We start from the raw sequence: 23,791 nt of genomic DNA, 5'->3' as shown, positions 1-23,791 counted from the left end.
ACCGGTGCGGGGAGGTACTGAAATAGGCACGGGCTCCCCTTCGCTGCCATGCAGCATGGCCTTAACGCGCAGCGGGCGGTGGCGTTCCAATACCGGAGCAGGAAAGTGCGGCTCCCGGCGCGACTTCTCCGTGGCGGCGCGGGAGGGGCGCGATAGGATCGCCTCCGGGACCGGAGGGGATGGCATGACCGCCGACGACATCATCGCGCTGCTCGATCTCTCGCCCGGCGCGACCTGCGGCTTCGTGCGGCTGACCTATGTCGCCGGCGAGCGCATCGCGCCCGGCGGGCTGCCGGCACCGTTCGAGCGCGGGCGGCCGATGGGCTCGGCGCTGTATTTCCTGGTGACGCCGCAGACGCCGGTGCGCCTGCACCGCATCCGCAACGACCAGCTCTATCATTATTATCTCGGCGACCCGCTGGATGTGCTGCTGCTGCGCGCGGATGGCGGCGTCGAGCGCAGCGTGGTCGGCCCCGATCTCGCCGCCGGCCAGCGGGTGCAGCTCCACATTCCCGGCGGCAGCTTCCACATGGCGCGCCTGCTGGCCGGTGGCCGCTGGTTCCTCGGCGCCAGCACGGAATGGCCCGGCGTCGAGCCCGAGGATGTCGAGCTCGGCGACGCCGAGGCGCTGGCGTCGCGCTTCCCCGCGGCCGCGGCGGAAATTCGCAGCCTCCCGGTGCCGCTGGCGCCGCCGGCCGGTCCGGTGGTCTTGCCGCCCACCGGTGCGCAGTCTACATAGCGCGCAAACCCTTTCTCCCCGGCACCAAGCCCGTCGTCGGCATGACCGCGGCGCGCGCCCCACGCGCAGATGCGCAGGATCTGGCTCATGGCTTCCTATCAATACGTCTACCACATGCACGGCATGACCAAGGCCTATCCGGGCGGCAAGAAGGTGCTCGACAATGTGCACCTCTCCTTCTACCCGAGCGCCAAGATCGGCGTGCTCGGCCCCAACGGCTCGGGCAAGTCGACCCTGCTGAAGATCATGGCCGGCCTGGACAAGGATTTCTCCGGCGAGGCCTGGGTCGCCGAGGGCGCCCGCGTCGGCTACCTGCCGCAGGAGCCGCTGCTCGACCCCAAGCTCTCGGTGCGCGAGAACGTCATGCTCGGCGTTGCCAAGCAGAAGGGCATTCTCGACCGCTACAACGAACTCGCCATGAACTATTCCGACGAGACCGCGGACGAGATGACCGCGCTCCAGGACGAGATCGAGGCGCAGGGCCTGTGGGACCTCGACAGCAAGATCGACCAGGCGATGGATGCGCTGGGCTGCCCCGAGGACGGCTCGGATGTGTCCAAGCTCTCGGGCGGCGAGCGCCGCCGCGTCGCGCTTTGCCAGCTGCTGCTGTCGCAGCCCGAGCTGCTGCTGCTCGACGAACCGACCAACCATCTCGACGCCGAGACCACCAACTGGCTCGAAGGCCATCTGCGCACCTATCCGGGTGCGATCCTGATCGTCACCCATGACCGCTACTTCCTCGACAACGTCACCGGCTGGATCCTCGAGCTCGATCGCGGCCGCGGCATCCCCTATGAGGGCAACTACTCCTCCTGGCTCACCCAGAAGACCAAGCGGATGCAGCAGGAGAACCGCGAGGACGAGGCCCGCCAGCGCGCGCTCGCTTCCGAGCAGGAGTGGATGGCCGCTTCCCCGAAGGCCCGCCAGGCCAAGAACAAGGCGCGTATCCAGCGCTATGACGAGCTGGTGAAGAAGGCGTCCGAGAAGGCGCCGACCACCGCGCAGATCGTCATCCCGGTGGCGGAGCGCCTCGGCAACAACGTCATCGAATTCAACGGCCTCACCAAGTCGTTCGGCGACAAGCTGCTGATCGACAACCTGTCCTTCAAGCTGCCGCCGGGCGGCATTGTCGGCGTCATCGGGCCGAACGGCGCCGGCAAGACCACGCTGTTCCGCATGATCACCGGGCTGGAGAAGCCCGATGCCGGCACCATCACCATCGGCGACAGCGTCCAGCTCGGTTATGTCGACCAGAACCGCGATGCGCTGGACGACAAGAAGACCGTGTGGGAGGAAATCTCCGGCGGCAACGAGATCCTCTATCTCGGCAAGCGCGAGATCAATTCGCGCGCCTATTGCGGCGCCTTCAACTTCAAGGGCGGCGACCAGCAGAAGAAGGTCGGCATGCTCTCGGGCGGCGAGCGCAACCGCGTCCACCTTGCCCGGATCCTGCAGCAGGGCGCGAATGTCCTATTGCTCGACGAGCCGACCAACGACCTCGACGTCGAAACCCTGCGCGCGCTCGAAGAGGCGCTGGAGGATTTCGCCGGCTGCGCCGTGATCATCTCGCATGACCGCTTCTTCCTCGACCGTATCGCCACCCACATCCTCGCTTACGAGGATGACAGCCATGTCGAATGGTTCGAGGGCAACTTCCACGATTACGAGGAAGACAAGAAGCGCCGCCTCGGCGTCGACAGCATCATCCCGCACCGGATGAAGCACAAGAAGCTGACCCGCTGAGGCCAGCCTCGCGGCGTTCGAAGAGGCCGGCCGGATACGCTCCGCGCCGGCCTTTTCTTTGCCCGTGGGCGGTCAGAAAAGAATAACGTTCTCTCCACGCCGGCTTGGCGCGGCACCCCCGCTGCGGCATGTTCCGCCCGCAACGGAGGACCGCCTATGCGCCGCGCATCGGAAGACTGGAATCCCGCCCTCTACCTGAAGTTCGCCGACGAGCGCACGCGCCCCTCGCGCGATCTGGTGGCGCAGATCCCGCTCGCCGCGCCGCGCCGCGTCGTCGATATCGGCTGCGGGCCGGGCAATTCCACCCAGCTGCTGGCGGAGCGCTGGCCGCAGGCCGAGGTGCTCGGCATCGATTCCTCGCCCAACATGGTCAGGCAGGCCGGCGAAAGGCTGCCCTCCGCCCGCTTCGAGGTCGCCGATGTCGGCACCTGGCAGCCGGAACCCGGCACCGACCTCGTCTTCGGCAACGCGGTGTTCCAATGGGTGCCGGACCATCCGGCCGTGCTGCGCCGCCTGCTGGAGGCGCTGCCCGAGGGCGGCGTGCTGGCGGTGCAGATGCCCGACAATGTCGCCGAGCCCTCGCATGTGCTGATGGCGCAGACCGCGACGGATGGTCCCTGGGCGGGTAAGTTCGCCGGCGCCTCCCGCGACGAGCTGCCAGCGGTCGGCACCTATTACGATCTGCTGAAGCCGGTGGCCCGGCGGGTCGAGATTTGGCACACCCATTATCAGCATGTCCTGGACGGCGCGCCCGCCATCGTCGAATGGTTCAAGTCGACGGCGCTGCGCCCCTATCTCGATCCGCTCGACGCCGCCGAGCGCGCGGCCTTCCTCGCCGCCTATACCGCCCGGATCGCGCAGGCCTATCCGGCGCGGGTGGACGGCAAGGTACTGCTGCGCTTCCCGCGCCTGTTCATCGTCGCCGTGCGTTAGCTACGCCGGGCGGTCTCGCCGCAGCGCACCGCCGCCCGCCCGTGACGCCGGCCGGTGTCGCGCGCCTTACGCTGCCTCCACGGCCTTTCGCAGCACCGCGAGGTCGATCTTCGTCATCTGCATCATCGCCTCCATCACGCGCCGCGAGGTGGCGGGGTCGGCATGGGCCTTCTCGACGAGGTCGCTCGAATTGACCTGCCAGGAAAGGCCGAAGCGGTCCTTCACCCAGCCGCAGGGCTGGTACAGGCCGCCGGCGCCGAGTTTTTCCCAATAGAAGTCGATCTCCTCCTGCGTCTTGCAGTCGATCAGGAAGGAGGTGGCCTCGCTCAGCTTGAACACCGGTCCGCCATTGATGGCGCCGAACTGCATGCCGTCGAGCTCGAACAGCACCACCATCACGCGGCCCTCCGGGCCGGGGCCGAGCTCCGAATAGCGCGCCACCGTGAGGATGCGGGAATTGGGGAATACCGCGACATAGAAACGCGCCGCCTCCTCGGCCGTGCCGTCGAACCACAGATAGGGCGTGATCGCCTGCTTCAGTCCCATCGCTTCTCTCCCGTTGATCGCCGGCCCTCGCGCCAGCCTCCCAAGGACGTTCGGCGGCGCGTCGATCCGACAGCCGCTCATGAACCGGCGGTGATTTTCCATGTCGCGCCCGCTGGGCTACATAGGGCGCATGCGCATCCTGACCCGCTTCGCCGCTGTTTTCCTGTCGCTGTCTGCCGCGATCGGCGCGCCCGCCGCCGCCCGGGCGGACGCCGGCTTCGACCGTTTCATCGCCGCGCAATGGCCGGCGGCGCAGCAGATGGGCATCTCGCGCGCCACTTTCGAGCGTGAGACGCGGGGGCTGGAGCCCGATTATTCGCTTCCCGACCTCGCCATTCCCGGCAAGCCGCAGAAGCCGGGCGCGCAGGCCGAGTTCGTGCAGACGCCGGCCGCCTATCTCTCCGACAGGGCCATCGGCAACTACGCCGCGCGCGGGCGCAAGCTCGCGGCGCAGTACAGCGGCGAGCTCGCCGCCATCGAGCGGCGCTTCGGCGTGCCGGGCTCGATCCTGCTCGCCATCTGGGCGCGCGAGACCTCCTACGGCGCTGCTAAACTCAATTACGACGCGCTGCGCGTCGTGGCGACGCAGGCCTATGTCGGCCGCCGCAAGGACGAGTTCCGCGCCGAGTTCCTCGCCGCGCTGAATATCCTCGACGAGGGCCATGTCCGCCGCGCCGACATGAAGAGTTCCTGGGCCGGTGCCATGGGCCTCACCCAGTTCATGCCGACCGGCTATCTGAAATACGGCGTCGACCTCGATGGCGACGGTACCGCCAATATCTGGACCTCGGTGCCGGAGGCGCTGGCCGCCACCGCCAGCCTGCTGCGCGAGGAGGGCTGGCAGCCCGGCCGGCGCTGGGCCTACGAGATCACCGTGCCGGCCGGCTTCGACTGCACCCATGCCGAGCCCGGCGTGACGCTGCCGATCGCCGACTGGCTGAAGCGCGGCGTGAAGGTGGCGGATGGTCGCCGCATCCCGCCGGCGGCGATGAAGGATCCGGCCTCGATCATCATGCCCGCCGGCCCGTTCGGCCCGGCCTTCCTGACCCCGGCCAATTATTTCGTGCTGAAGAGCTACAACTTCGCCGATCTCTACGTGCTCTATGTCGGCCACCTCGCCGACCGCATCGAGGACGACCGCCCCTTCGCGCGCGATTGGCAGCAGATCGCGCTGGTGAAGACCAGCGATCTCGAATTCATGCAGAAGGTGCTCACCCGCGAGGGCTTCTACAATGAGAAGATCGACGGCAAGGCCGGCATGAAGACCCGCGCCGCGCTCGGCGCCTATCAGAAGGCCAACGGCCTCAATCTCGACTGCTGGCCCGATGCCGCCGTGCTGAAGCACATGCGCGGCGGGTGAGGGCGCTCAGGCGGTGGGTGAGAGGCCGAGCTTGGCCAGCAGCGCCAGGGCTTGGTCCGTACGTCCGTTCTCGGTCTTCACCGTCTTGCGACGCACGAGTTCGCCGCGCCAGTCTTCGCATTCTTCCTTGAAGGCGAGCCAATGAATGGTCGCGGCCAGCTCCAGCACCGTCGCCGAGCAGCTTTGCATCTCGCCGAGCTGGGCGCCGAAATGCCGGCGGATCGCAGCGGCCGCGGCATCCTCCTCACCCGTGCTCTTGTAGACGACATAGGGCACGCCATCGCCCCTCCGGTAGCGCGTTTCTTCGTCGAGACGGCCGAGCACGACCTCGTCGCCGACTTCCTCTGCCAGTTCCGCAGAGTAGGGACCGTAATGATGGTAGGCGTAGGAAAAGCCGCTACCGAGATCGAGCTGATCGAGCAGGTAGACCAGCTTCTGCAAACGGATCCTGCCGACGATCTCGCCGCCGGCGGCAGCAACGAGACTGCGAAGTTCAATCGTCATCCGTGCCTCCCCTGTGCCGAATCGGCCAATTCCCTCGCACGGTTGTAGTCGGCTTCATCCAGGAAATAATAGCGCTCGAAGCTTGGCGGTCGATCCCACGCCTTGATGATGGAGTTGCGCACTTGCGTGATTTCCTTCGTCTGGCCATTCGCAAGGCGGATCATCAGGCGCTTCTGCGCATGCACGTCATCGGCGCCGATCTCGCCGTAAAGCGAATAGGTGCCGACGTCCTGAAAGACGCGTTCGCCGAACATATCGGCGAACATCTTACGGAAGGCTTTTTTCACACTCACCTGATGGTTGTCATCGTCGGGAAATAGACGCTGCAGGTCGATGCAACGCGGGCGCGCACGGTCGCGCAGGCGGCACGCGATATCCTGCAATGCACCGCTTCCCAACCTCGCTACCGCATGTATGGCGCCCCATACGACGGTATCTTCCAGCTCGCGGTAATTTTCCAGGGTTTCTCCACCCGAGCTAAAAAACAGGACGAGCGGATGCCGGTCGTCCAGCCCTCCAACATGTCCGGACGCATGTATCTCTCTCGAGATCTGGCGGAAAAACGCGGCGACGAGCTGCTCGATGCCGCGTGTGGTCTTGTGCAGATAGACGTTGGTGAAAAGCCGATAGCGGGCCAGTAAAAAATCTTCGGCCGCGTCCCGCGCCTTGATGTCGAGACAGAAGGTGGAGCCCATGATCTCGTCATCGGTCTCCGGTGCGGCAACATCGATCTCCGCGACGCGGACATTCTCCATCAGCCAGCCGATGTCGATCGCGCCAGCGCCGGTTCCGGTCATGTGCCGGTCGCGCTGCAGGTAGTCGAGCCGGTCGGCGTCGAAAGAGGAGGACACCACAGCGTGATACATGTCCTGCGGCGTTTCGGCCCGAATGAGTTCAGCCACGGCATGAGGATCGATTCCGGCATCCGTCAGCACGGCGCCGATCTCGCCGGCGGGATCCTCGATCATGAAGGCGGTGAAAGCCTCATGCTTGTCGATCTTCCGTTCCTTTCCCGCGAGCGATTTGCGGGCCACCTCGAAGGCGTGGCTGAACGGGCCGTGCCCGATGTCGTGGAGCATGGCCGCGCACAGGGCGGTTTTCGCTCTCGTGTCGTCGAACATGCCAAGGCCGCCGCGCCCAATCTCGCGCCGAATGATTTCCACCAACTGTCGCGCGATATGAAACACGCCGATCGAGTGAGCGAAGCGCGTATGGCTGGCGCCCGGAAATACGAATTCCGAAACGCCTAGCTGCTTCACGCGCCTCAGCCGCTGCATGTCGCGCGTCTGCAGCAGCTTCCATGCGACTTCGTCGACAAGCCCCTTGTCGTCAAAGGTGATCACATCGTGTATGGGGTCGCGGATGCGCTGTGAGATCATAAGAACAAATAAAGAACATGCGGGAAGAGAGCGCAAGGTCGATCACTGGCGAATCAGCCAGAACGTGTAGATCCTGTGGTTCTTATGGAGGTTCGTTGGTTACGACCTTTCGTCCTCACTTCACCGCGTCGAGCATGGCCGGCAGCTCGGCCAGCAGCCCATCGCGGGCGCGCCAGCTGGTCGGCGTCTCCTGCCGCGCCGCGTCGCGGTCGAGCCGCGCGAAGGTCACGCTGCGCCCGTCCTTGGTCGCCCAGCCGACGAACCAGCCATAAGGCTTGCCGCGCACCGGCTTGCCCTCGGCGTCGCGGGCGAAGCCCATGCCGGTCTTGCCATGCACCTGCCAGCCATTCGGCGTGGTGCCGGCGTGGAGGATCTCGGCGGTCATCCCCACCGCCCGCTTCGACACCGGCAATTCGCCGCGCAGCATGCGGCCGAGGAAGCCGAGCTGCTCCCTGGGCGAGATGGCGAGCGAGTTGGAGAGCCAGGATTCGGTCAGGCCGTCCTTTGTGCCGCGGGTGCCGGAGACGTCCTCATTGCCGTAGCCGAAGCCGTCGACATAGGTGCGGAAGCGTTCCATGCCGAGCGTGCGGGTGATCTCCTGCGAATACCAGACCACGGATTCCTGCATCCAGTAGGTCGGATCGGTGTCGCGCTTCCACTCCTTCCGCCAGGCGGGATAGCCGGGCTTGTAGGGCCAGGAGGGGGCATGCGCGTCGGTGAGGATGCCGGCATCGTAGCCCATCAGCGCGATCGGGATCTTGAAGGTGGAGGCCGGGGTTACCCGCGCTTCGCAGCCCGGGCCGTCCTGCCTGAGCACCTTGCCGGTGGCGGCGTCGGCGAGGGCGGTGCACAGCGTCGCGGCACCGGCGGGTGTCGCGAGCAGCAGGGCAAGCGCCATCGGGACAAGCGCGAAAGGGGCACGCGCGAACGGGGCGAGGGCGGGCAGGCGGCGCATGGGCTTCCTCACGGGTGGTTGCTCGCCCCGCACAAACCCGCTGCCCGTGGCGGAAATCCGGCGGCTCGCCGTTCTTCCCCGGCTTGTCCCCACCTCGCGCGCCGGCTTGCCGCGCGAGGTCTCACCGCGCGGCGGCGAAATCCCCCACCGACAGCCAGAACACTTCGCCCTCGCTGTCCTCGGTGTCGAGCCAGAGGAACGGCAGGTCGGGATATTCGGCTTCGAGGATGTCCCGGCCGGTGCCGATCTCGCAGATCAGCCCGCCGTCGCGGGCGAGGTGGCGGGGCGCCTCCGCGAGGATGCGCCTGACAATGTCGAGCCCGTCCGGCCCGCCATCGAAGGCGAGCATCGGCTCGTGGCGGTATTCCGCCGGCAGCGCGGCGCAGGCCTCGGCATCGACATAGGGCGGGTTGGTGATGATGAGGTCGTAGCGCTGCCCGCCGAGCGGCGCGAACAGGTCCCCCTGGTGCAGGCGTACCCGGCCCTGCATCTGGTGCAGCGCCACATTCTCCGCCGCCAGCGCCAGCGCGTCCGGCGACAGGTCGACCGCATCCACCTCGGCATTCTCGAACAGCATCGCCGCGATAATGGCGAGGCATCCCGAGCCGGTGCACAGGTCCAGCACCCGCCCGACCGCCTCCGGCTCCGGCACCAGCGAGAAGCCCTCGCCGCCGAACAGATGGCCGGCCATCAGCTCGCCGATGAAGGAGCGCGGCACGATGGCCCGCGCGTCGCTCTTGAACGGCACCCCGCGAATATAGGTGCGGCCGAGCAGATAGGCCGCCGGCGCGCGGGTGCGGCAGCGCGCGTCGATCAGCCGCGCGAGGCGGGCGCGCTCGCCGCCGGTCAGGCGGGCGTCGAGCCACGGCTCCAGCTCGTCCACCGGCAGGTGCAGCGCCTCGAGGATGATGAAGGCCGCCTCGTCGAGCGCCCGCGTCGTGCCGTGGCCGAAGCTCAGCTCGGCGGCGTTGAAGCGGCTGATGGCGTAGCGCAGAAAGTCGCGCACCGTGTGGAGGTCTGTTTCCGCGCTCACCGCTGGTCTCCTCATGTTTGCCGGCGTGAACCAGCATGGCCGCGCCATGAAAGCAAGTTCCGGCGCACGCAAGTCCATGCAAGTCCCCGCGCACGCAGGTTCTTGCGAATGCGTGTGGCGCAGGGCGCTGGAAAATGAGAGGAATGTTGTGAAACGCGGAGAACATCACATGGCCGCCAAGCCGTCCACCGGCCCGACCGACAAATCGTCCGAGGAGATCGTCCTGCACATCGACCGCTCGGTGGCGGTGGTGCTGTTCGAATTCCTCTCCCGCACCGTCGACGACGGCGACGGCGACGCGCTGGCCGAATTCGTCGAGGATGAGGCGGAGGTGCCGGCCCTGTGGGCGCTGCTGGCCGGGCTGGAGAGCGTGCTCACCGAGCCGATGGCGATCGATTACGAGAAGAGGGTCGTCGCCGCCCGCGAGGCGGTGATCAAGCGCTTCGGCGGCGCCTTCTCCGATCGCGGGGACGACGAGTGAGCCAGCCGGCCTGGTCGCGCGTCGACGCGTGGATCGAGCAGACGCTGCTGCCGCCGGACGAAGCCCTGGCGGCGACGCTGGAGGCGAGCGAGGACGCCGGCCTCCCGGCGATCAACGTCGCGCCGAATCAGGGCAAGTTCCTGATGCTGCTGGCGCTGATGCGCGGCGCCCGGCGCATATTGGAGATCGGCACGCTCGGCGGCTATTCGACGATCTGGCTCGCCCGCGCCCTGCCGGCGGAAGGGCGTCTCGTCACGCTGGAGTTCGATCCGCACCATGCCGAGGTGGCGCGGGCCAATATCGCCCGCGCCGGCCTCGCCGACCGGGTGGAGATCCGCGTCGGCCCGGCCCGTGCGACGCTGGCGGCGATGATCGCGGCGGGTGAGGCGCCGTTCGACCTCGTCTTCATCGACGCCGACAAGCCGAACAACCCGCATTATCTCGACGCCGCGCTGGCCCTGTCGCATGCCGGTACGGTGATCGTCGCCGACAATGTGGTGCGCGACGGCCGCGCCGCCGACCCGGCCAGCACCGACGAATCGGTCGCCGGCATTCGCCGCTTCATGGAGAAGGTCGCCGCCGAACCGCGCCTCGTCGCCACCGCCATCCAGACGGTGGGCTCGAAAGGCCATGACGGCTTCGCCCTCGCGCTGGTGGTGTGAGGAAAACGGACGGCCCCACCCGGGCAGCGGCAGCACCCGGAGACAGGATTTCCGGTGGCCTCCCGGGCCCGGCCGGCCTGTAGCGGAACGAGCCCTCGGCCAGGCCCCGGAATAGAGCGCGCTCACCCGCGAAGACGTGCCGCCGCCCGTGGCGCCGTTACGGCGTCAACGTGCTGTCCGGCAGCCCCTCCGGCGCGGTGCCCGTCGCCGCCGGGACGGTGGTCTTCCCGGTCGTCGCCGCCGCGCCGGGGATGGCAGTGCCCGCCTTGGCGGGTTTGGCGAGCGAGGCCGGGCTCACGCTCACATCGGCCGAGCGCAGCTGGCTGTCGACATTGGCTGCGAGCGAGCCGCCAAGTCCCTTGGCGAAGCACTCATAGCCGAAATCGTTCATGTGGAAGCCGTCCTTGAAGGTGAAGGCCTCGAAGGCCAGCCCCTTCGCCTCGTGCCACTCGCGCATCAGCGCGAAGCGGTGGAACACGCTGACCCCTTCCTCGTCGGCGACGCGCTGCTGCAGGCGCAGCATGTCGAGCGCCTCGGAATCGCCGATCACCTTGGGCGAATATTGCGGGTCGATGATCACGATGTCGGCGCCGAGCGCGCGGGTGCGGGCGATGGCGTCGCGCAGCAGGCCCTCGGCGGTGTCGAGCCCGTCGGCGCGGAACAGCGCGTTCACTCCCGCCTGCCACAGCACCAGCGTCGGCTGTTCCGCCGCCACGTCCGCGTTGAAGCGCGCCAGCATTTCCGGCGCGTCCTGGCCGTTGATGCCGCGGTTGACCACGGTGATGTCGATTCCCGGAAAGCGCTGGCGCAGCGCCGCTTCCAGCCGGCTCGGATAGGAGGCGGTGCGCGAGCTCGCCCCGGCCCCGGCGGTGGAGGAGGAGCCGATGGCGACGATCTTCACCGGCCCGCCGTCGCGCAGTGCCTTGGCGAGGCGCGGCAGGGGCTGGCTCAGGCGGGTCAGCGCCGCATTGCCGGCCGGGCAGCTCGGTGCCAGCATCGTCGTGGCGGCGGCGGGCGCGACGGCGAGCGGGGCGGCGGAGGCGGCGGCGACAAGGCCCAGAAGCGCGAGGCGGGTCAGGAGCATCTTAGCGGGTGCCGGTGTTGCGGGGGTTAGCGGGAGCCGAGGGTTTTCTTGTCGACGCCGTCGGCGATCATGCCGACCAGCAGCCGGCCGATGCAACCATGCACATCGTCGAACAGGGTGGAGGAGGGGCGGTCGGCGTCGAGGTCGAAAATGCCCTCGTCCTGCCAGTAGCGCATGATGTCGTAGCGGTCGAAGAACGGCACGCCATTGCTGCGGGCGCTCCAGCGCAGGGTGTTGGTATAGGGCGCGACGTCGAAGGCGAAGGAGGTGCGCGGGCTGTATTGCGGGCCGACGACGATCACGTCGGTCTTGGCCTCGTGGGCAAGGCGGATGCCGTCGCCCACCGCGTCGCCGAAGGCGCCGGTATCGACGCCGAGAATGGCGTCATAGGTGCCGGTCTGCCAGATCAGCAGCGAGGGCTTGTTCACCCGCAGCAGGTCCGGCAGCACGGTGAGGATCGCCTGCGCGGTGGCGCGCGGCTGGGTCTGCGTCGCCACGACGATACCGCCATCGGGATAACGGGCGCGCAGGATCTCCTCGATATAGGAGGGAAAGCGCCGTGGCACCGCGTCCTTGGCGGCGCCGGTCTTGTCGCCGGCAGCCTTGTCGCCGGCGGTCTTGGCCGGCTTCTTCTCGCTCTGCGTCGAGGAGTTGAGCACCAATATGGTGGTCGGGGTCTTGTCCTCGAGCGATTTGGCCAGTCGCGGCAGGCCGAAGCCGGCGCGGGTCAGTTCGGAGGGCGCGGCGCAAACGGGTTCGGCCAGCGCCGGAGCGGCCGTGCCGCCCGCCAGCAACGCGATGCCAGCCAGTATCAGTCCCAGCGTCGTGCGTTTCACGTCGATCCGCGCCGTCTACCCATACTTCCGCGCGGCAATCTCGCGCTCCACGCGAGCATACCATGACAACAGCACGGAGAGAGCCACCATAAGGAAAATGCCCGCCGCGCTCATGAGGAACTGCATGGCCAGCGAACCATTGATTTCGTTCAACACGAAATGTGAGGCGAAAGAAAGGAAGACGCCGAAGCAGAACACTTCCAGCGAGTTCTGCCCGCACAGGATCATCGGCCGCAGCACCTTCCATCGCAGCCAGCGCGCATCCACCGGCACCAGCTTCACCACCACCACCGCCAGCGCCAGGAAGTGCAGGAAGCGCAGCGGCGACAGGTCGGTCTTGCTGATCGGGTAGATGAAGACGCCGATCGCCTCCGGCACCAGCCCCTCCAGCGGACGCCACCACCAGCTCACCACCACGGCGAGCGAGCAGGCGAGATAGGCCAGTGCGGCGGCCACGATCAGCCGGCTCTGGATCAGCCCGCCCAGCCGGTCGCTGCCGCCGAGCCCGCACCAGCCGCCGAAAACGAACATCAGCTGCCAGCAGAACGGGTTGAAGAACCACATGCGGTCGTCAGGATAGCCCGGCAGGTTGATGCCGAGATTGAGCGCCACGGCATAGACCAGAGCCGAGACGGCCAGCGTGGCGTCGGGCCAGCGCTTCAGCGCCCACAGCACCGGCGGGAAGCCGGCGAGCAGCACGATATAGAGCGGCAGCACGTCCATATTGGCCGGGCGGAACTTCAGCAGCAGCGCCTGCACCAGCGCCACGTCCGGCTCGGAGAGGAACTGCAGCGCCCCCATCTCCTCGGCATAGAGCGGGTTGGAGAACGAACCGACCACATAGGAGATTTCGGCGAGATAGATCACGAACAGGAAGATGAACGCGACATAGAGCTGCCACGCCCGCCGCAGGATGCGCGCCGAGGTGACCAGCGTGCCGGAGCGGTCCATTTCCCGGCCATAGACCATGGCGGCGGTGTAGCCGGAGATGAAGACGAAGATCTCGGTGGCGTCGGAAAAGCCGAAATTCCGGTTGGTGATCCAGTTCACCACATTGTTGGGAATGTGGTTGAGGAAGATGAACCACAGGGCGAGCCCGCGGAACAGGTCGAGCCGCAGGTCGCGCCCGCTTGCCGCCGGCGTCGCCGGGGCGGGGGCCGGCTCGCCGGCCGCCGGCGCACCGGGCCGATCGGCCGTCTGTGTGGACCCGCCGGCCGGCGGGTCCTGCGCGACACGTCGGGCGGTGGCGCTCTGCCTCACGAAACCTCGCTCACGTCTTCTTCAGCCCAAGCCCGAGCATCAATACCGTGAAGCCGTTGAAAATGAGATCGACGCCGAGGAACAGGCCGAGAATCCACATGGAATTGATCGGCCACTGCACGGTGATCTCGATGCCGAGGATGATGGCGATGACGGCGGAGAACAGGATCCAGCCCCAGCCGGCCGCCGGCCGCAGCTTGAACGCCGCCACCAGCCGGAACAGGCCGCCGACGATCAGCGAGATGCCGAGCAGCAGGGTCAGCACCGCGGCGGCGAGGTCGGGATTGGTGAAGGCGATGACGCCGGCCACCAGATAGAGCAGGCCGTCGAGCAGCCAAAAGAAGAACCCGCCCCAGCCCTTCACCGCGAAGGCGTGGAAGATCTGGGCGATGCCGGCGACCACCATCATCGCGCCGATGTAGTAGACCGAGAGCAGCGTGCCGACCACCAGCCCGTAGGAACTGCCGAGCGCGATCGCCCCGGCGATGATCAGGATGATGCCGAGGGCGACGAACCACCCCCATTTGGCGCGCAGTTCGTGCAGATGGCCCGCGAGGGAGCGCGCCGGCGTCGAGGGGAAGGAATCGGTGGGGGTGGACATGGAATTTCGTCCTTCATGCTGGCGCCGCGCCGGCGGATCGCAAACGCGCCACCCCGGTTCGGGGTTCCGGTGCGCGGCTGGTAAACGGAGGTATCTTAGAGCGGGAGGCGGCGAGGCGCAGTCCGCATTTTTCCTTCGTCGTGCGGCGAGGTTAAAATCCCGCTGTCACCAAGGCGAGTCGCGTGCATGAACGAAACCCTGCCGCTGTTCGACGAGGGCGCAATCGGCGCCCGCAGGCTTGGCGCCAGGCTGTCGCGGCTGCTGGTCGGCGATGGCGCGGATTTCGTCACCCGTCCGGTGGAGCGGGCGGCGGTGGATTTCGAGGGCCTCGTCGGCGACCGCCATCGCGGCATCACCCGCAAGGCCGATTCGCGGGTGCCGTGGTATCCGCGCGGCACGCCGATCCGCAACACCCGGCAGCTGACGCTGGTGGCGCCGGACGAGCTCGCCCTTATCGCCCGCCGGCTGGAACTGCCGGTGGTCGAGCCGTCCTGGCTCGGCGCCAATCTGGTGGTGGAAGGGCTGCCGGACCTCACCGCGCTGCCGCCGGGCACGCGGCTGCATTTTCCCGACGGTGCCTGCCTGGCGGTGGAGGGCGAGAACGCGCCCTGCCGCCATGCCGGGGCGGCGGTGGCGCGGCATCATCCGGGACGGACGGGCCTCGACCTCGCCTTCGTCAAGGCGGCGCGGGGGCGGCGTGGCCTGGTCGCCTGGGTGGAGCGCCCCGGCGAACTCGTGGCCGGCAGCGCCATCGAGGTGCGGGTGCCCGCCCAGCGTCTGTGGGGGCGGTGAGGCGGAGGCCGCGAGACCAGCCGGAGGCCCAGGCGTGCCTCAGACGTCGCCCCGCCGTCTGTCGTCCTGTCCTGATCTTCGAACCGCCCTCTGGGCCGGGCAGCCGATTATCGGTCCGCCTCCGCCCGGCATGGCGTGGCGACGCGAATGCACCTGCCGCTGCCGAGGACGCCGTGACTTCGGGCACGCTTCGAAGGAGAGGGCGGCCGGCGGGATGGGCTTCCGGCTTGCGTCGCGTTGCGCTTGAGCAAGAACGGGCGCTGAAACGGAAATCGCCCGGACGATCCCTCGTCCGGGCGATTTCCGTGTCGTCAGGCTTCCGGCGGGGAACTCGCCGGCTGATGGGCTCAGCGCACCGCCACGTTCGGCACCGCGTTCGGGCTGATCGTGCTCACCGGCGTCGGCTGCATCGCCGCGCTGCTGTCGGCGGTCTTGGCCGGCGCGTTGCCGGGCAGCACCACCACTTTGGTGCCGACCTTCACCTTGTCGTAGAGGTTCTCGACATCCTCGTTCAGCATGCGGATGCAGCCCGAGGACATGAACTGGCCGATGGTGGACGGCTGGTTGGTGCCGTGGATGCGGTAGATGGTGCCGCCGAGATACATGGTGCGGGCGCCGAGCGGGTTGCCTGGGCCGCCGGCCATGAAGCGCGGTAGATAGGGCTGGCGCTCGATCATCTCCGCCGGCGGACGCCAATCGGCCCATTCCGCCTTGCGGCTGATCTTCTCGGTGCCGGCCCAGGTGAAGCCGTCGCGGCCGACGCCGATGCCGTAGCGCTCGGCCTTGCCGCCGGGCAGCACGTAATAGAGGTAGGTATTCGGGGTATCGATGACGATGGTGCCCGGCGGCTGGGTGGTGACGTAATCGACCACCTGCCGCTTGAGGTTCGCCGGCAATTCCTTGGGCGGGCCCTCTTCCGGCTGGTCTTCCGGCGGCAGCATGGCCACCGAGGCGCCGTTGGCGCCCGTCACCTGCTGCTGCGGCGCTGGATAGGCCGGCTGCGGGTGGGAGTAGGCGGGGGCGGCGGCATGGGCCGGGGCCGACGGCGCGCCATAGGGCGTGGCGGCCTGCGAGGAATAGCCCGGCGCCGGATAGCCGGCCGGCTGCTGGCCGGAATAGGCGCCAGCCGGGTAGCCGGCCTGTGCCGGAACGGCGGCCTGCATGCCCGGCGCGCTCTGCGCCGGATAGCCCGCGGGCGGCTGGCCGGAATAGGCGCCGGTCGGGTAGCCCGCCGCCGGGTTGCCGCCATTGGCATAGCCGGAGATCGGGGCCGGCGGCTGCACGCCGGCGGCGGCCGGAGCCATGATCGGGGCGACACCGCCCTGCGACACGGCGCCGGACGTGCCATAGGGATCGATAGCCGCCGGCACCTCGACGGTGCCCGGCACCGGCTCGGCCGACTGAACGGCGTCGACGGGATAGGACTGGGCGCCGGCCGAACCGACCGACGTCAGAAGGGCCAGAGCGACCGCGGGAGCGAAACCTAGGCGAACGACCATCATCAAGCCTGCTGGAGTGAATGCCACAACCTTTGCGACGAGGACATGACGCAGGAACAAGGCGGGTTCAAGACAAGACTAAGTCATCAATGGCCTTGCCGTCCCCAGCTATGCACGAAGCGCATGGACGATGCATATGAGCAACAGTACCGCTGTCCTATCCCATAACGTCGACGGAGCATTATAGTTTCGAAATTGTTGAAAAGTCGTTGCTGTCCGTCGGCGCCTCGTCGGGAGGACGGCCTTCGCCGGTGCCACGGTCGCGATGCCAGCCCACCACCGCGTCGGGATAGGAATCCGTCGAGGTGAAATAGGGCTTGATGTCGAGCAGCGGCGTGCCGTCGAGGCAATCGAGCCCTACCACCGACAGCCGGTCGCCGTCGCGGCCGATCAGCCGCACCGCGCTCATCGCGATCGGGTTGGGCCGGGCGGGACTCCTCAACGCGAAGGTGCCGCGCCCTTTGCCATAGGTGCGGGGCACCTGTACGAGAAGGCCCCGCGGCGCGCGGTCCATCCAGTAGAGCAGCCAGAGATGCGTGGTGCCTTCCAGCCCCTCCAGCGCCGGGACGAAGGTCGGGTCGAGCTCGACGGTGCACACCGCGTCCGACTCGCGGCTATTCTTCGGGCAGTCCCGGCGGTGCGTCCAAGGGGTGCGCAGCCGGCCGATGAAATGCACTCCGGCATCCGGGGAAGCCGGCAGCGGCAAGGTCACCTCGCCGGGCCGCACCCCGAATTCGGATGAATCGGCCGGCTCGGCCGCTCCGGTGGTCGAAATCCTACACATCATACACCTCACTGTACCCGCACCGGGCACCACGGACCGGCCCCACGGGCCGGCACCGCGCCGCCAGCACGGCACCGCTCGCATCGCGCCGTTTCCACCGCGCTTGCATCGCCTTCGAAAAAGACATAAAGATATCTTTATATCTGAAAGAGGGTTTCATGCCGGTTTCGCCGCTCAGCTTCGCGTCTTTACTCGACGGCCTCAAGGCGGCCGGCGAAGATACGCGCCTGCGGCTGCTCGCCTTGTTGGGCGAGGGCGAGCTGACCGTTTCCGAACTTACCGAAATCCTCGGCCAGTCTCAGCCGCGAATCTCCAGGCATCTCAAGCTGTTGGCCGAGGCCGGGCTGGTGGAGCGCTTTCGCGAGGCGAGCTGGGTGTTCTATCGCCGCGCCACCGATACTCCCGGCGCCGCGCTCACCGACGCTCTGCTCGCCCTGATGGCGCCGGATGACGACATCCTGCTGCGCGACCATGAGCGGCTGGAGGCGGTGCGCGCCGCCCGTGCCGCCCATGCGCAGGCCTATTTCCGCGCCCATGCCCATGAATGGGATGCGCTGCGCCGGCTGCACGCTCCCGACGAGCAGGTCGAGGACGCCATTCTCGATGCGCTGCAAGGCGTTGAAATATCCTCGCTTCTCGATCTCGGCACCGGGACCGGCCGCATTCTCGAACTGTTCGCTCCCCGCATCGAGCGTGGCGTGGGCATCGATCTGTCGGCGGACATGCTCACGGTCGCCCGCGCCAATCTGGAACGCGCCGGCGCGCGCAATTGCACGGTGCGGCAGGGGGATATCTACAGCCTCGCCCTGCCGCGTGACGCCTTCGACGTTGTGGTGGTGCATCAGGTGCTGCATTTCCTCGAGGACGCCCCGCGGGCGTTGAAGGAAGCGGCGCGGGTGCTGCGGCCGGGCGGGCGCCTGCTGGTGGTCGATTTCGCCCCGCACGATCTCGAATTCCTGCGCGAGGCGCACGCTCATCGCCGGCTCGGCTTCGCGCCGGAAGTGGTCGAGCACTGGCTGGCCGGGGCGGGGCTTCTGCCGCTGTCGCATCGTCCGCTTGCCCCGCAAGCCGATGGAAAACTTACGGTTTCTCTGTGGCTGGCCCGCGATCCGCGCGCCGGGCAGCCGGTCGGGGACCCCGTTGAAAAAGCTCATAAGGAGGTCGCCTGATGTCGTCGGATGTCGAGCGCCGCAGCCGCCGCTCCGGCGGGCGGCCGATTGCGGTGTCGTTCGAGTTCTTCCCGCCCAAGACGCCGGAAATGGAAGCCACGCTGTGGAATTCCATCACCCGTCTTGCGCCGCTGGCGCCGAAATTCGTCTCGGTCACCTATGGCGCCGGCGGCTCCACCCGCGAGCGCACCCACGCCACGGTGGAGCGCATCGTGAGGGAGACCCGCCTCGCCCCGGCGGCGCATCTCACCTGCGTCGCCGCCTCGAAGAGCGAGGTCGATGAGGTGGTGCGCGGCTATTGGGATGCCGGCGTGCGCCACATCGTGGCGCTGCGCGGCGACCCGCCGGGCGGGGTGGGGCAGGCCTATGCGCCGCATGCGGATGGCTACAAGACCTCGGCCGATCTGGTCAGCGGCCTGCGCCGCATCGCCAATTTCGAAGTCTCCGTCTCGGCTTACCCGGAAAAGCATCCGGAGAGCCCGTCCTTCGACGCCGATCTCGACATCCTCGCCGCCAAGGTGGATGCCGGGGCGACGCGGGCGATCACCCAGTGCTTCTTCGATAACGACCTCTACTTCCGCTATCTCGACAGGGTGCGGGCGCGGGGGATCGAGGTTCCCGTCGTGCCGGGCATCCTGCCGGTGTCGAACTTCAAGCAGGCGAAGAATTTCTCGGAGAAGACCGGCACCTACATGCCCTCATGGCTCGCCGGCCGCTTCGAGGGGCTGGACGACGACCCCGAGACCCGCAAGCTGATCGCCGCCGCGGTGGCGGCCGAGCAGGTGTTCGATCTCGTCGACCGCGGCGTGACCGAGTTCCATTTCTACACGCTGAACCGCGCCGATCTCGTCTACGCCATCTGCCATTTGCTCGGCATCCGCCCGCCGCAGGCAAGCGCGGAAGGGCAGGGGAACGGCACCGGGAACGGGCAGGCGGCGGCGTGAGCCGTGTCCGGCGGCGCGGCCCCTCACCCCATCCATGGGGAGAGGGATCCGGTTGATGCAGCGGGTAGTGTGTGGGACGCGAGAAGGCGCGCTGACTCCACCTCTCCCCGAGGGGAGAGGTCGCCGCGCAGCGGCGGGTGAGGGGGATGGACGGGAGAAGGTGATGAACAACCCCATCGCACGAGCCCGTCGCCTCCGCCGAGACCAGACGGATGCCGAACAGCGTCTCTGGTCCCGACTTCGCAACCGGCAGCTCGATGGCTGGAAATTCCGCCGGCAGGTCCCGATCGACCAATTCACCGTCGATTTTTTCTGCCCCGACGCCAAACTGGTCGTCGAACTCGACGGCGGGCAGCATACAACTGAGGCCAACGCCGAACGGACCCGGATCATCGAAACCGATGGCTATCTCGTCATCCGTTTCTGGAATAACGACGTGCTGACGAACACAGACGGAGTGCTGCTCCGCATTCTCGAAACACTGCGCGGCGGCACCCCTCACCCCACCCCTCTCTCCACCGGGGAGAGGGAGTAGAAAGTGCTCCGCCATGGCTGACACCGTATCGCCCACCGACACCCTCGCCGCCCTCAAGGCCGCCGCCGCCGAGCGCATCCTCGTGCTGGACGGCGCCATGGGCACGATGATCCAGCAGCTCAAGCTGGACGAGGCCGGCTATCGCGGCGAGCGGTTCAAGGCGTGGAACCGCGACCTCAAGGGCAATAACGACCTGCTCAACCTGACGAAGCCGGAGGCGGTGCGCGACATCCATCTCGCCTATTTCCTGGCGGGCGCGGACATCGTCGAGACCAACACTTTCTCCGGCACCACCATCGCCATGGCCGATTACGGCATGGAGAGCCTCGTCTACGAGCTGAATTTCGAAGGCGCGAAGCTCGCCAAGGAGGCCGCCCGCCGCGCGGAAGAAAAGGACGGCCGCCGCCGCTTCGTCGCCGGCGCCATCGGGCCAACCAACCGCACGGCCTCGATCTCGCCTGATGTCAACGACCCCGGCTTCCGCGCCACTTCCTTCGACGAACTCGCCACCGCCTATGGCGAGCAGGCGGCGGCGCTGATCGACGGCGGATCGGACCTCCTGCTGATCGAGACTATCTTCGACACGCTGAACGCCAAGGCCGCCGTCTTCGCCATCGAACGGCTGTTCGAGGCGCGCGGCCTCCGCGTGCCGGTGATGATCTCGGGCACCATCACCGACCTGTCAGGCCGCACGCTGTCCGGCCAGACGCCGGAGGCGTTCTGGAACTCGCTGCGCCACGCCCAGCCCTTCTCGATCGGGCTGAACTGCGCGCTGGGGGCCAAGGAGATGCGCGCCCATATCGACGAGCTCTCGCGCATCGCCGATACGCTGATCTGCGCCTATCCGAACGCCGGCCTGCCCAACGAGTTCGGTCTCTATGACGAGAGCCCGGAGGCGATGGCGAAGCTGGTCGGCGAGTTCGCCGCCTCCGGCCTCGTGAACATCGTCGGCGGCTGCTGCGGCACCACGCCGGCCCACATCGCCGCGCTGGCGAAGGCGGTGGCGCCGCACCCCCCGCGCGAGGTGCCGTCGATCGCGCCCCGTCTGCGCCTGTCCGGCCTCGAGCCCTTCGAGATGCGGGTATGAACACCTCCACCCGCGCCCGCCTCCGCCGTCCCTTCGTCCCCACGCATCGAGAGCAGGCGTCATGACCGCACCCGTCGCGACCTTCGTGAATATCGGCGAGCGCACCAACGTCACCGGCTCGGCGCGCTTCCGCAAGCTCATCACCACCGGCGATTACGCCGCCGCGCTGGCGGTGGCGCGCGACCAGGTGGAGAACGGCGCGCAGATCCTCGACGTCAACATGGACGAGGGCCTGCTCGACAGCGAGAAGGCGATGGTCACCTTCCTCAACCTGCTCGCCGCCGAGCCGGACATCGCCCGCGTGCCGATCATGGTGGACAGCTCCAAGTGGAGCGTCATCGAGGCTGGCCTGAAGTGCATTCAGGGCAAGGGCATCGTCAACTCGATCTCCATGAAGGAGGGCGAGGAGCAGTTCCGCCACCATGCCCGGCTCGTGCGCGCCTATGGCGCCGCCGTGGTGGTGATGGCCTTCGACGAGCAGGGCCAGGCCGACAGCTACGAGCGCAAGACCGCGATCTGCGCGCGGGCCTATCGCATTCTGGTGGACGAGATCGGCTTCCCGCCCGAGGACATCATCTTCGATCCGAACATCTTCGCGGTAGCGACCGGCATCGAGGAGCATGCCGGCTACGGCGTCGCCTTCATCGAGGCGACGCGCTGGATCCGCGCGAACCTGCCGCACGCCCATGTCTCCGGCGGCGTATCGAACCTCTCCTTCTCGTTCCGGGGCAACGAGCCGGTGCGCGAGGCGATGCACGCGGTGTTTTTGTACCACGCCATCGCGGCGGGCATGGACATGGGCATCGTCAATGCCGGCCAGCTCGCGCCCTATTCCGAGATCGAGCCGGAGCTGCGCGAGGCCTGCGAGGACGTCGTCCTGAACCGCCGCGACGACGCCACCGAGCGGCTGCTCGCCATCGCCGAGCGTTTCCGCGGCGGCGGACGCGAGAAGAAGGAGGCCGATCTCACCTGGCGCACTTGGGCCGTGGAGAAGCGGCTGGAGCACGCTCTCGTCAACGGCATCACCGAGTTCGTCGAGGCCGACACCGAGGAGGCGCGCCGGTCGGTCGCCCGGCCGCTGCACGTCATCGAGGGGCCGCTGATGGCCGGCATGAATGTGGTCGGCGACCTGTTCGGCGCCGGCAAGATGTTCCTGCCGCAGGTGGTGAAGTCGGCCCGCGTGATGAAGCAGGCGGTGGCCTATCTCATGCCCTTCATGGAGCAGGAGAAAATCGATAACGGCACCACCGGGGAGTCCGCGGCCGGCAAGATCCTGATGGCCACGGTGAAGGGCGATGTGCACGACATCGGCAAAAACATCGTCGGCGTCGTGCTCCAGTGCAACAATTACGAGGTGATCGACCTCGGCGTCATGGTGCCCACCGCCAGGATCCTCGAAGTGGCGCGGGCGGAGAAGGTCGACGTCATCGGCCTGTCCGGCCTGATCACCCCCTCGCTGGACGAGATGGTGCATGTCGCCTCCGAGATGGAGCGCGAGGGTTTCGACCTGCCGCTGCTGATCGGCGGCGCGACGACGTCGCGCGTCCACACCGCGGTGAAGATCGCCCCGCAATATGAGCGCGGGCAGGCGGTCTACGTCACCGACGCCTCGCGCGCGGTCGGCGTCGTGTCGGCGCTGCTCAACGACAATTCGAAGCCGGATTATGTCGCCAATATCCGCGCCGAATACGCCAAGCTTGCCGAGGCCCATGCCAGGAGCGACCGCAACAAGGTGCGGGTGAAGCTGGAGGAGGCGCGGGCCAACCGGCCGGTGCTGGACTTCGCCGGCCACATACCCACCGTGCCGAGCTTCCTCGGCACGCGGGTGTTCGAGAGCTATGATCTCGCCGAGCTGGTGCCCTATATCGACTGGACACCGTTCTTCCAGTCGTGGGAGCTGGTCGGCCATTTCCCCGCCATCCTCGACGACCCCAAGGTCGGCATTGCCGCGCGGGCGCTGTACGACGATGCGCGGAAGATGCTGGCGAAGATCGTCGCGGAAAAGTGGCTCACCGCCCGCGCGGTGATCGGCTTCTGGCCGGCCAACGCGGTCGGCGACGACATCGCGCTCTATGCCGACGACACCCGCGCCGCGCCGCTGGCCACGCTGCACACGCTGCGCCAGCAGATGGGCAAGCGCGAGGGACGGCATAATCTGGCGCTGGCCGATTTCGTCGCCCCGCAGGGCAGCGGCGTGGCGGATTATGTCGGCGGCTTCTGCGTGTCGACCGGCTTCGGCGAGCATGAGCGTTCGGAGGCCTTCAAGGCGGCGCATGACGACTATTCGTCGATCCTGCTCAAGGCGCTGGCCGATCGCCTCGCCGAGGCCTTCGCCGAGCGGATGCATGAGCGGGTGCGCCGGGAGTTCTGGGGTTATGCGCCCGACGAGGCGCTCGACAACGAGGCGCTGATCAAGGAGGCCTATCGCGGCATCCGCCCGGCGCCGGGCTATCCCGCCCAGCCCGATCACACCGAGAAGGCGACCCTGTTCAGGCTGCTCGCCGCGACCGAGAGCATCGGCGTGGAACTCACCGAGAGCTTTGCCATGTGGCCGGGCGCGGCGGTATCGGGGCTGTATTTCGCCCATCCCGACGCCTCCTATTTCGGCGTCGGCCGCATCGAGCGCGACCAGGTCGAGGACTATGCCGCGCGCAAGGGCATGAGCGTGGAGGAGGCCGAGCGCTGGCTGGCGCCGGTGCTGAACTACGATCCGGTGACCTACAAGTCGGTGGCGGCGGAGTAGGGAGCCTTCGCCGCCGCTGTTTGTTTGGCATTCCCGATCGGGAGAGGGAGCGTCGCGGCTCCTGCATGAGCGGTTGTGATCGATGAGTGGGCGTCGGGAGTTTCGCGTGGGGGGCCAAGGGA

The 23,791-nt window shown here is 67.7% G+C and carries 21 protein-coding genes and 1 pseudogene; 11 read left to right on the top strand and 11 right to left on the bottom strand.

Going from position 1 to position 23,791, the window contains the following annotated elements; translation table 11 throughout:
* The first annotated feature begins 184 nt into the window (after window positions 1–184).
* The 3 genes from J2X65_RS20130 (at window position 185) to tam (ending at window position 3,415) form a co-directional block, all read left to right on the top strand.
* Window positions 185–739: a cupin domain-containing protein gene (locus tag J2X65_RS20130; protein ID WP_310204789.1), complete on the top strand. Its 555-nt coding sequence runs from the start codon at window positions 185–187 to the stop codon at window positions 737–739.
* A gap of 87 nt (window positions 740–826) precedes the next feature.
* Window positions 827–2,482 (top strand): energy-dependent translational throttle protein EttA, encoded by a 1,656-nt coding sequence (gene ettA / locus J2X65_RS20125; protein ID WP_310204787.1) that lies wholly within the window; start codon window positions 827–829, stop codon window positions 2,480–2,482.
* Between the two features lie 156 nt (window positions 2,483–2,638).
* Entirely contained in the window at window positions 2,639–3,415 is a 777-nt protein-coding gene (gene tam, locus J2X65_RS20120; RefSeq protein WP_310204784.1) for a trans-aconitate 2-methyltransferase, read from the top strand.
* Window positions 3,416–3,481: 66 nt separating this feature from the next.
* Here the strand turns inward: tam and J2X65_RS20115 are convergent, their stop codons facing one another.
* The gene (locus J2X65_RS20115; RefSeq protein WP_310204781.1) at window positions 3,482–3,961 is read right to left on the bottom strand and encodes a VOC family protein; all 480 of its coding nucleotides are present in this window, start codon (window positions 3,959–3,961) and stop codon (window positions 3,482–3,484) included.
* A gap of 100 nt (window positions 3,962–4,061) precedes the next feature.
* Here J2X65_RS20115 and J2X65_RS20110 point away from each other — a divergent pair, with 100 nt between their 5' ends.
* On the top strand, window positions 4,062–5,321 hold the full coding sequence (locus tag J2X65_RS20110) for a lytic murein transglycosylase (protein WP_310204778.1): 1,260 nt from the start codon (window positions 4,062–4,064) through the stop codon (window positions 5,319–5,321).
* Between the two features lie 6 nt (window positions 5,322–5,327).
* Here the strand turns inward: J2X65_RS20110 and J2X65_RS20105 are convergent, their stop codons facing one another.
* The 4 genes from J2X65_RS20105 to prmB form a co-directional block, all read right to left on the bottom strand.
* Entirely contained in the window at window positions 5,328–5,825 is a 498-nt protein-coding gene (locus tag J2X65_RS20105) for a hypothetical protein (protein ID WP_310204775.1), read from the bottom strand.
* Window positions 5,822–7,168 (bottom strand): HD domain-containing protein, encoded by a 1,347-nt coding sequence (locus tag J2X65_RS20100; RefSeq protein ID WP_310204772.1) that lies wholly within the window; start codon window positions 7,166–7,168, stop codon window positions 5,822–5,824. Before J2X65_RS20100 ends, J2X65_RS20105 begins: the two co-directional genes overlap by 4 nt.
* 151 nt (window positions 7,169–7,319) lie before the next feature.
* Window positions 7,320–8,102, bottom strand: coding sequence for a class D beta-lactamase (blaOXA, locus tag J2X65_RS20095; RefSeq protein ID WP_404977765.1), 783 nt, complete (start codon window positions 8,100–8,102; stop codon window positions 7,320–7,322).
* A gap of 178 nt (window positions 8,103–8,280) precedes the next feature.
* Complete coding sequence (gene prmB / locus J2X65_RS20090; RefSeq protein ID WP_310204766.1) at window positions 8,281–9,192, bottom strand: 50S ribosomal protein L3 N(5)-glutamine methyltransferase; 912 nt, start codon at window positions 9,190–9,192, stop codon at window positions 8,281–8,283.
* 169 nt (window positions 9,193–9,361) lie between these two features.
* On the opposite strand from prmB, the gene J2X65_RS20085 reads away from it, so the two are divergent.
* Both J2X65_RS20085 and J2X65_RS20080 read left to right on the top strand, forming a co-directional pair.
* Window positions 9,362–9,673, top strand: a complete 312-nt coding sequence (locus tag J2X65_RS20085) for a hypothetical protein (protein WP_310204763.1) — start codon at window positions 9,362–9,364, stop codon at window positions 9,671–9,673.
* Window positions 9,670–10,335, top strand: a complete 666-nt coding sequence (locus tag J2X65_RS20080; RefSeq protein ID WP_310204760.1) for an O-methyltransferase — start codon at window positions 9,670–9,672, stop codon at window positions 10,333–10,335. The genes J2X65_RS20085 and J2X65_RS20080 overlap by 4 nt, the downstream gene beginning before the upstream one ends.
* Before the next feature lie 157 nt (window positions 10,336–10,492).
* Here J2X65_RS20080 and J2X65_RS20075 read toward each other — a convergent pair whose 3' ends face one another.
* The 4 genes from J2X65_RS20075 to J2X65_RS20060 are packed head-to-tail and all read right to left on the bottom strand — an operon-like array spanning window position 10,493 to window position 14,116.
* Window positions 10,493–11,419: an SGNH/GDSL hydrolase family protein gene (locus J2X65_RS20075; RefSeq protein ID WP_310204757.1), complete on the bottom strand. Its 927-nt coding sequence runs from the start codon at window positions 11,417–11,419 to the stop codon at window positions 10,493–10,495.
* Between the two features lie 26 nt (window positions 11,420–11,445).
* Window positions 11,446–12,255: an SGNH/GDSL hydrolase family protein gene (locus J2X65_RS20070; RefSeq protein ID WP_310204754.1), complete on the bottom strand. Its 810-nt coding sequence runs from the start codon at window positions 12,253–12,255 to the stop codon at window positions 11,446–11,448.
* 15 nt (window positions 12,256–12,270) lie between these two features.
* Entirely contained in the window at window positions 12,271–13,515 is a 1,245-nt protein-coding gene (locus J2X65_RS20065) for an OpgC domain-containing protein (protein WP_310204752.1), read from the bottom strand.
* A 10-nt stretch (window positions 13,516–13,525) separates the two neighbouring features.
* Complete coding sequence (locus J2X65_RS20060) at window positions 13,526–14,116, bottom strand: HdeD family acid-resistance protein (protein ID WP_310204749.1); 591 nt, start codon at window positions 14,114–14,116, stop codon at window positions 13,526–13,528.
* Window positions 14,117–14,302: 186 nt separating this feature from the next.
* Here J2X65_RS20060 and J2X65_RS20055 point away from each other — a divergent pair, with 186 nt between their 5' ends.
* Complete coding sequence (locus J2X65_RS20055) at window positions 14,303–14,908, top strand: MOSC domain-containing protein (protein WP_310204746.1); 606 nt, start codon at window positions 14,303–14,305, stop codon at window positions 14,906–14,908.
* A 347-nt stretch (window positions 14,909–15,255) separates the two neighbouring features.
* On the opposite strand, the gene J2X65_RS20050 is transcribed toward J2X65_RS20055, so the two are convergent.
* Together J2X65_RS20050 and tsaA are read right to left on the bottom strand one after the other, a co-directional pair.
* Window positions 15,256–16,410, bottom strand: a complete 1,155-nt coding sequence (locus tag J2X65_RS20050) for a L,D-transpeptidase family protein (RefSeq protein ID WP_310204743.1) — start codon at window positions 16,408–16,410, stop codon at window positions 15,256–15,258.
* Between the two features lie 178 nt (window positions 16,411–16,588).
* On the bottom strand, window positions 16,589–17,191 hold the full coding sequence (tsaA, locus tag J2X65_RS20045) for a tRNA (N6-threonylcarbamoyladenosine(37)-N6)-methyltransferase TrmO (RefSeq protein ID WP_310204960.1): 603 nt from the start codon (window positions 17,189–17,191) through the stop codon (window positions 16,589–16,591).
* A gap of 158 nt (window positions 17,192–17,349) precedes the next feature.
* Between tsaA and J2X65_RS20040 the strand changes: the two genes are divergently transcribed.
* From J2X65_RS20040 to metH, 4 genes and pseudogenes are all read left to right on the top strand, one after another.
* Window positions 17,350–18,360 (top strand): metalloregulator ArsR/SmtB family transcription factor, encoded by a 1,011-nt coding sequence (locus J2X65_RS20040; RefSeq protein WP_310204740.1) that lies wholly within the window; start codon window positions 17,350–17,352, stop codon window positions 18,358–18,360.
* Window positions 18,360–19,304 (top strand): methylenetetrahydrofolate reductase [NAD(P)H], encoded by a 945-nt coding sequence (metF, locus tag J2X65_RS20035; RefSeq protein WP_310204736.1) that lies wholly within the window; start codon window positions 18,360–18,362, stop codon window positions 19,302–19,304. The genes J2X65_RS20040 and metF overlap by 1 nt, the downstream gene beginning before the upstream one ends.
* Window positions 19,305–19,467: 163 nt before the next feature.
* Window positions 19,468–19,839 (top strand): DUF559 domain-containing protein, encoded by a 372-nt coding sequence (locus J2X65_RS20030; protein ID WP_310204733.1) that lies wholly within the window; start codon window positions 19,468–19,470, stop codon window positions 19,837–19,839.
* A gap of 13 nt (window positions 19,840–19,852) precedes the next feature.
* Window positions 19,853–23,669 (top strand): annotated as a pseudogene (gene metH, locus J2X65_RS20025) (methionine synthase).
* The last annotated feature ends 122 nt before the right edge of the window (window positions 23,670–23,791 follow it).

The sequence above is a fragment of the Ancylobacter sp. 3268 genome, from assembly GCF_031456575.1.
Taxonomy (GTDB): Bacteria; Pseudomonadota; Alphaproteobacteria; order Rhizobiales; family Xanthobacteraceae; genus Ancylobacter.
This window is presented reverse-complemented; position numbering and strand designations above follow the sequence as displayed.

Excerpts from the sequence above, each read along its gene's own strand:
- J2X65_RS20060 (WP_310204749.1), bottom strand. The coding sequence starts at position 14,116 with ATGTCCACCCCCACCGATTCCTTCCCCTCGACGCCGGCGCGCTCCCTC.
- J2X65_RS20105 (WP_310204775.1), bottom strand. The coding sequence starts at position 5,825 with ATGACGATTGAACTTCGCAGTCTCGTTGCTGCCGCCGGCGGCGAGATC.
- J2X65_RS20115 (WP_310204781.1), bottom strand. The coding sequence starts at position 3,961 with ATGGGACTGAAGCAGGCGATCACGCCCTATCTGTGGTTCGACGGCACG.
- J2X65_RS20075 (WP_310204757.1), bottom strand. The coding sequence starts at position 11,419 with ATGCTCCTGACCCGCCTCGCGCTTCTGGGCCTTGTCGCCGCCGCCTCC.
- ettA (WP_310204787.1), top strand. The coding sequence starts at position 827 with ATGGCTTCCTATCAATACGTCTACCACATGCACGGCATGACCAAGGCC.
- metF (WP_310204736.1), top strand. The coding sequence starts at position 18,360 with ATGTCGTCGGATGTCGAGCGCCGCAGCCGCCGCTCCGGCGGGCGGCCG.
- tam (WP_310204784.1), top strand. The coding sequence starts at position 2,639 with ATGCGCCGCGCATCGGAAGACTGGAATCCCGCCCTCTACCTGAAGTTC.
- tsaA (WP_310204960.1), bottom strand. The coding sequence starts at position 17,191 with ATGTGTAGGATTTCGACCACCGGAGCGGCCGAGCCGGCCGATTCATCC.
- J2X65_RS20130 (WP_310204789.1), top strand. The coding sequence starts at position 185 with ATGACCGCCGACGACATCATCGCGCTGCTCGATCTCTCGCCCGGCGCG.
- J2X65_RS20040 (WP_310204740.1), top strand. The coding sequence starts at position 17,350 with ATGCCGGTTTCGCCGCTCAGCTTCGCGTCTTTACTCGACGGCCTCAAG.
- J2X65_RS20050 (WP_310204743.1), bottom strand. The coding sequence starts at position 16,410 with ATGATGGTCGTTCGCCTAGGTTTCGCTCCCGCGGTCGCTCTGGCCCTT.
- J2X65_RS20110 (WP_310204778.1), top strand. The coding sequence starts at position 4,062 with ATGTCGCGCCCGCTGGGCTACATAGGGCGCATGCGCATCCTGACCCGC.
- blaOXA (WP_404977765.1), bottom strand. The coding sequence starts at position 8,102 with ATGGCGCTTGCCCTGCTGCTCGCGACACCCGCCGGTGCCGCGACGCTG.
- J2X65_RS20030 (WP_310204733.1), top strand. The coding sequence starts at position 19,468 with ATGAACAACCCCATCGCACGAGCCCGTCGCCTCCGCCGAGACCAGACG.
- J2X65_RS20085 (WP_310204763.1), top strand. The coding sequence starts at position 9,362 with ATGGCCGCCAAGCCGTCCACCGGCCCGACCGACAAATCGTCCGAGGAG.
- J2X65_RS20055 (WP_310204746.1), top strand. The coding sequence starts at position 14,303 with ATGAACGAAACCCTGCCGCTGTTCGACGAGGGCGCAATCGGCGCCCGC.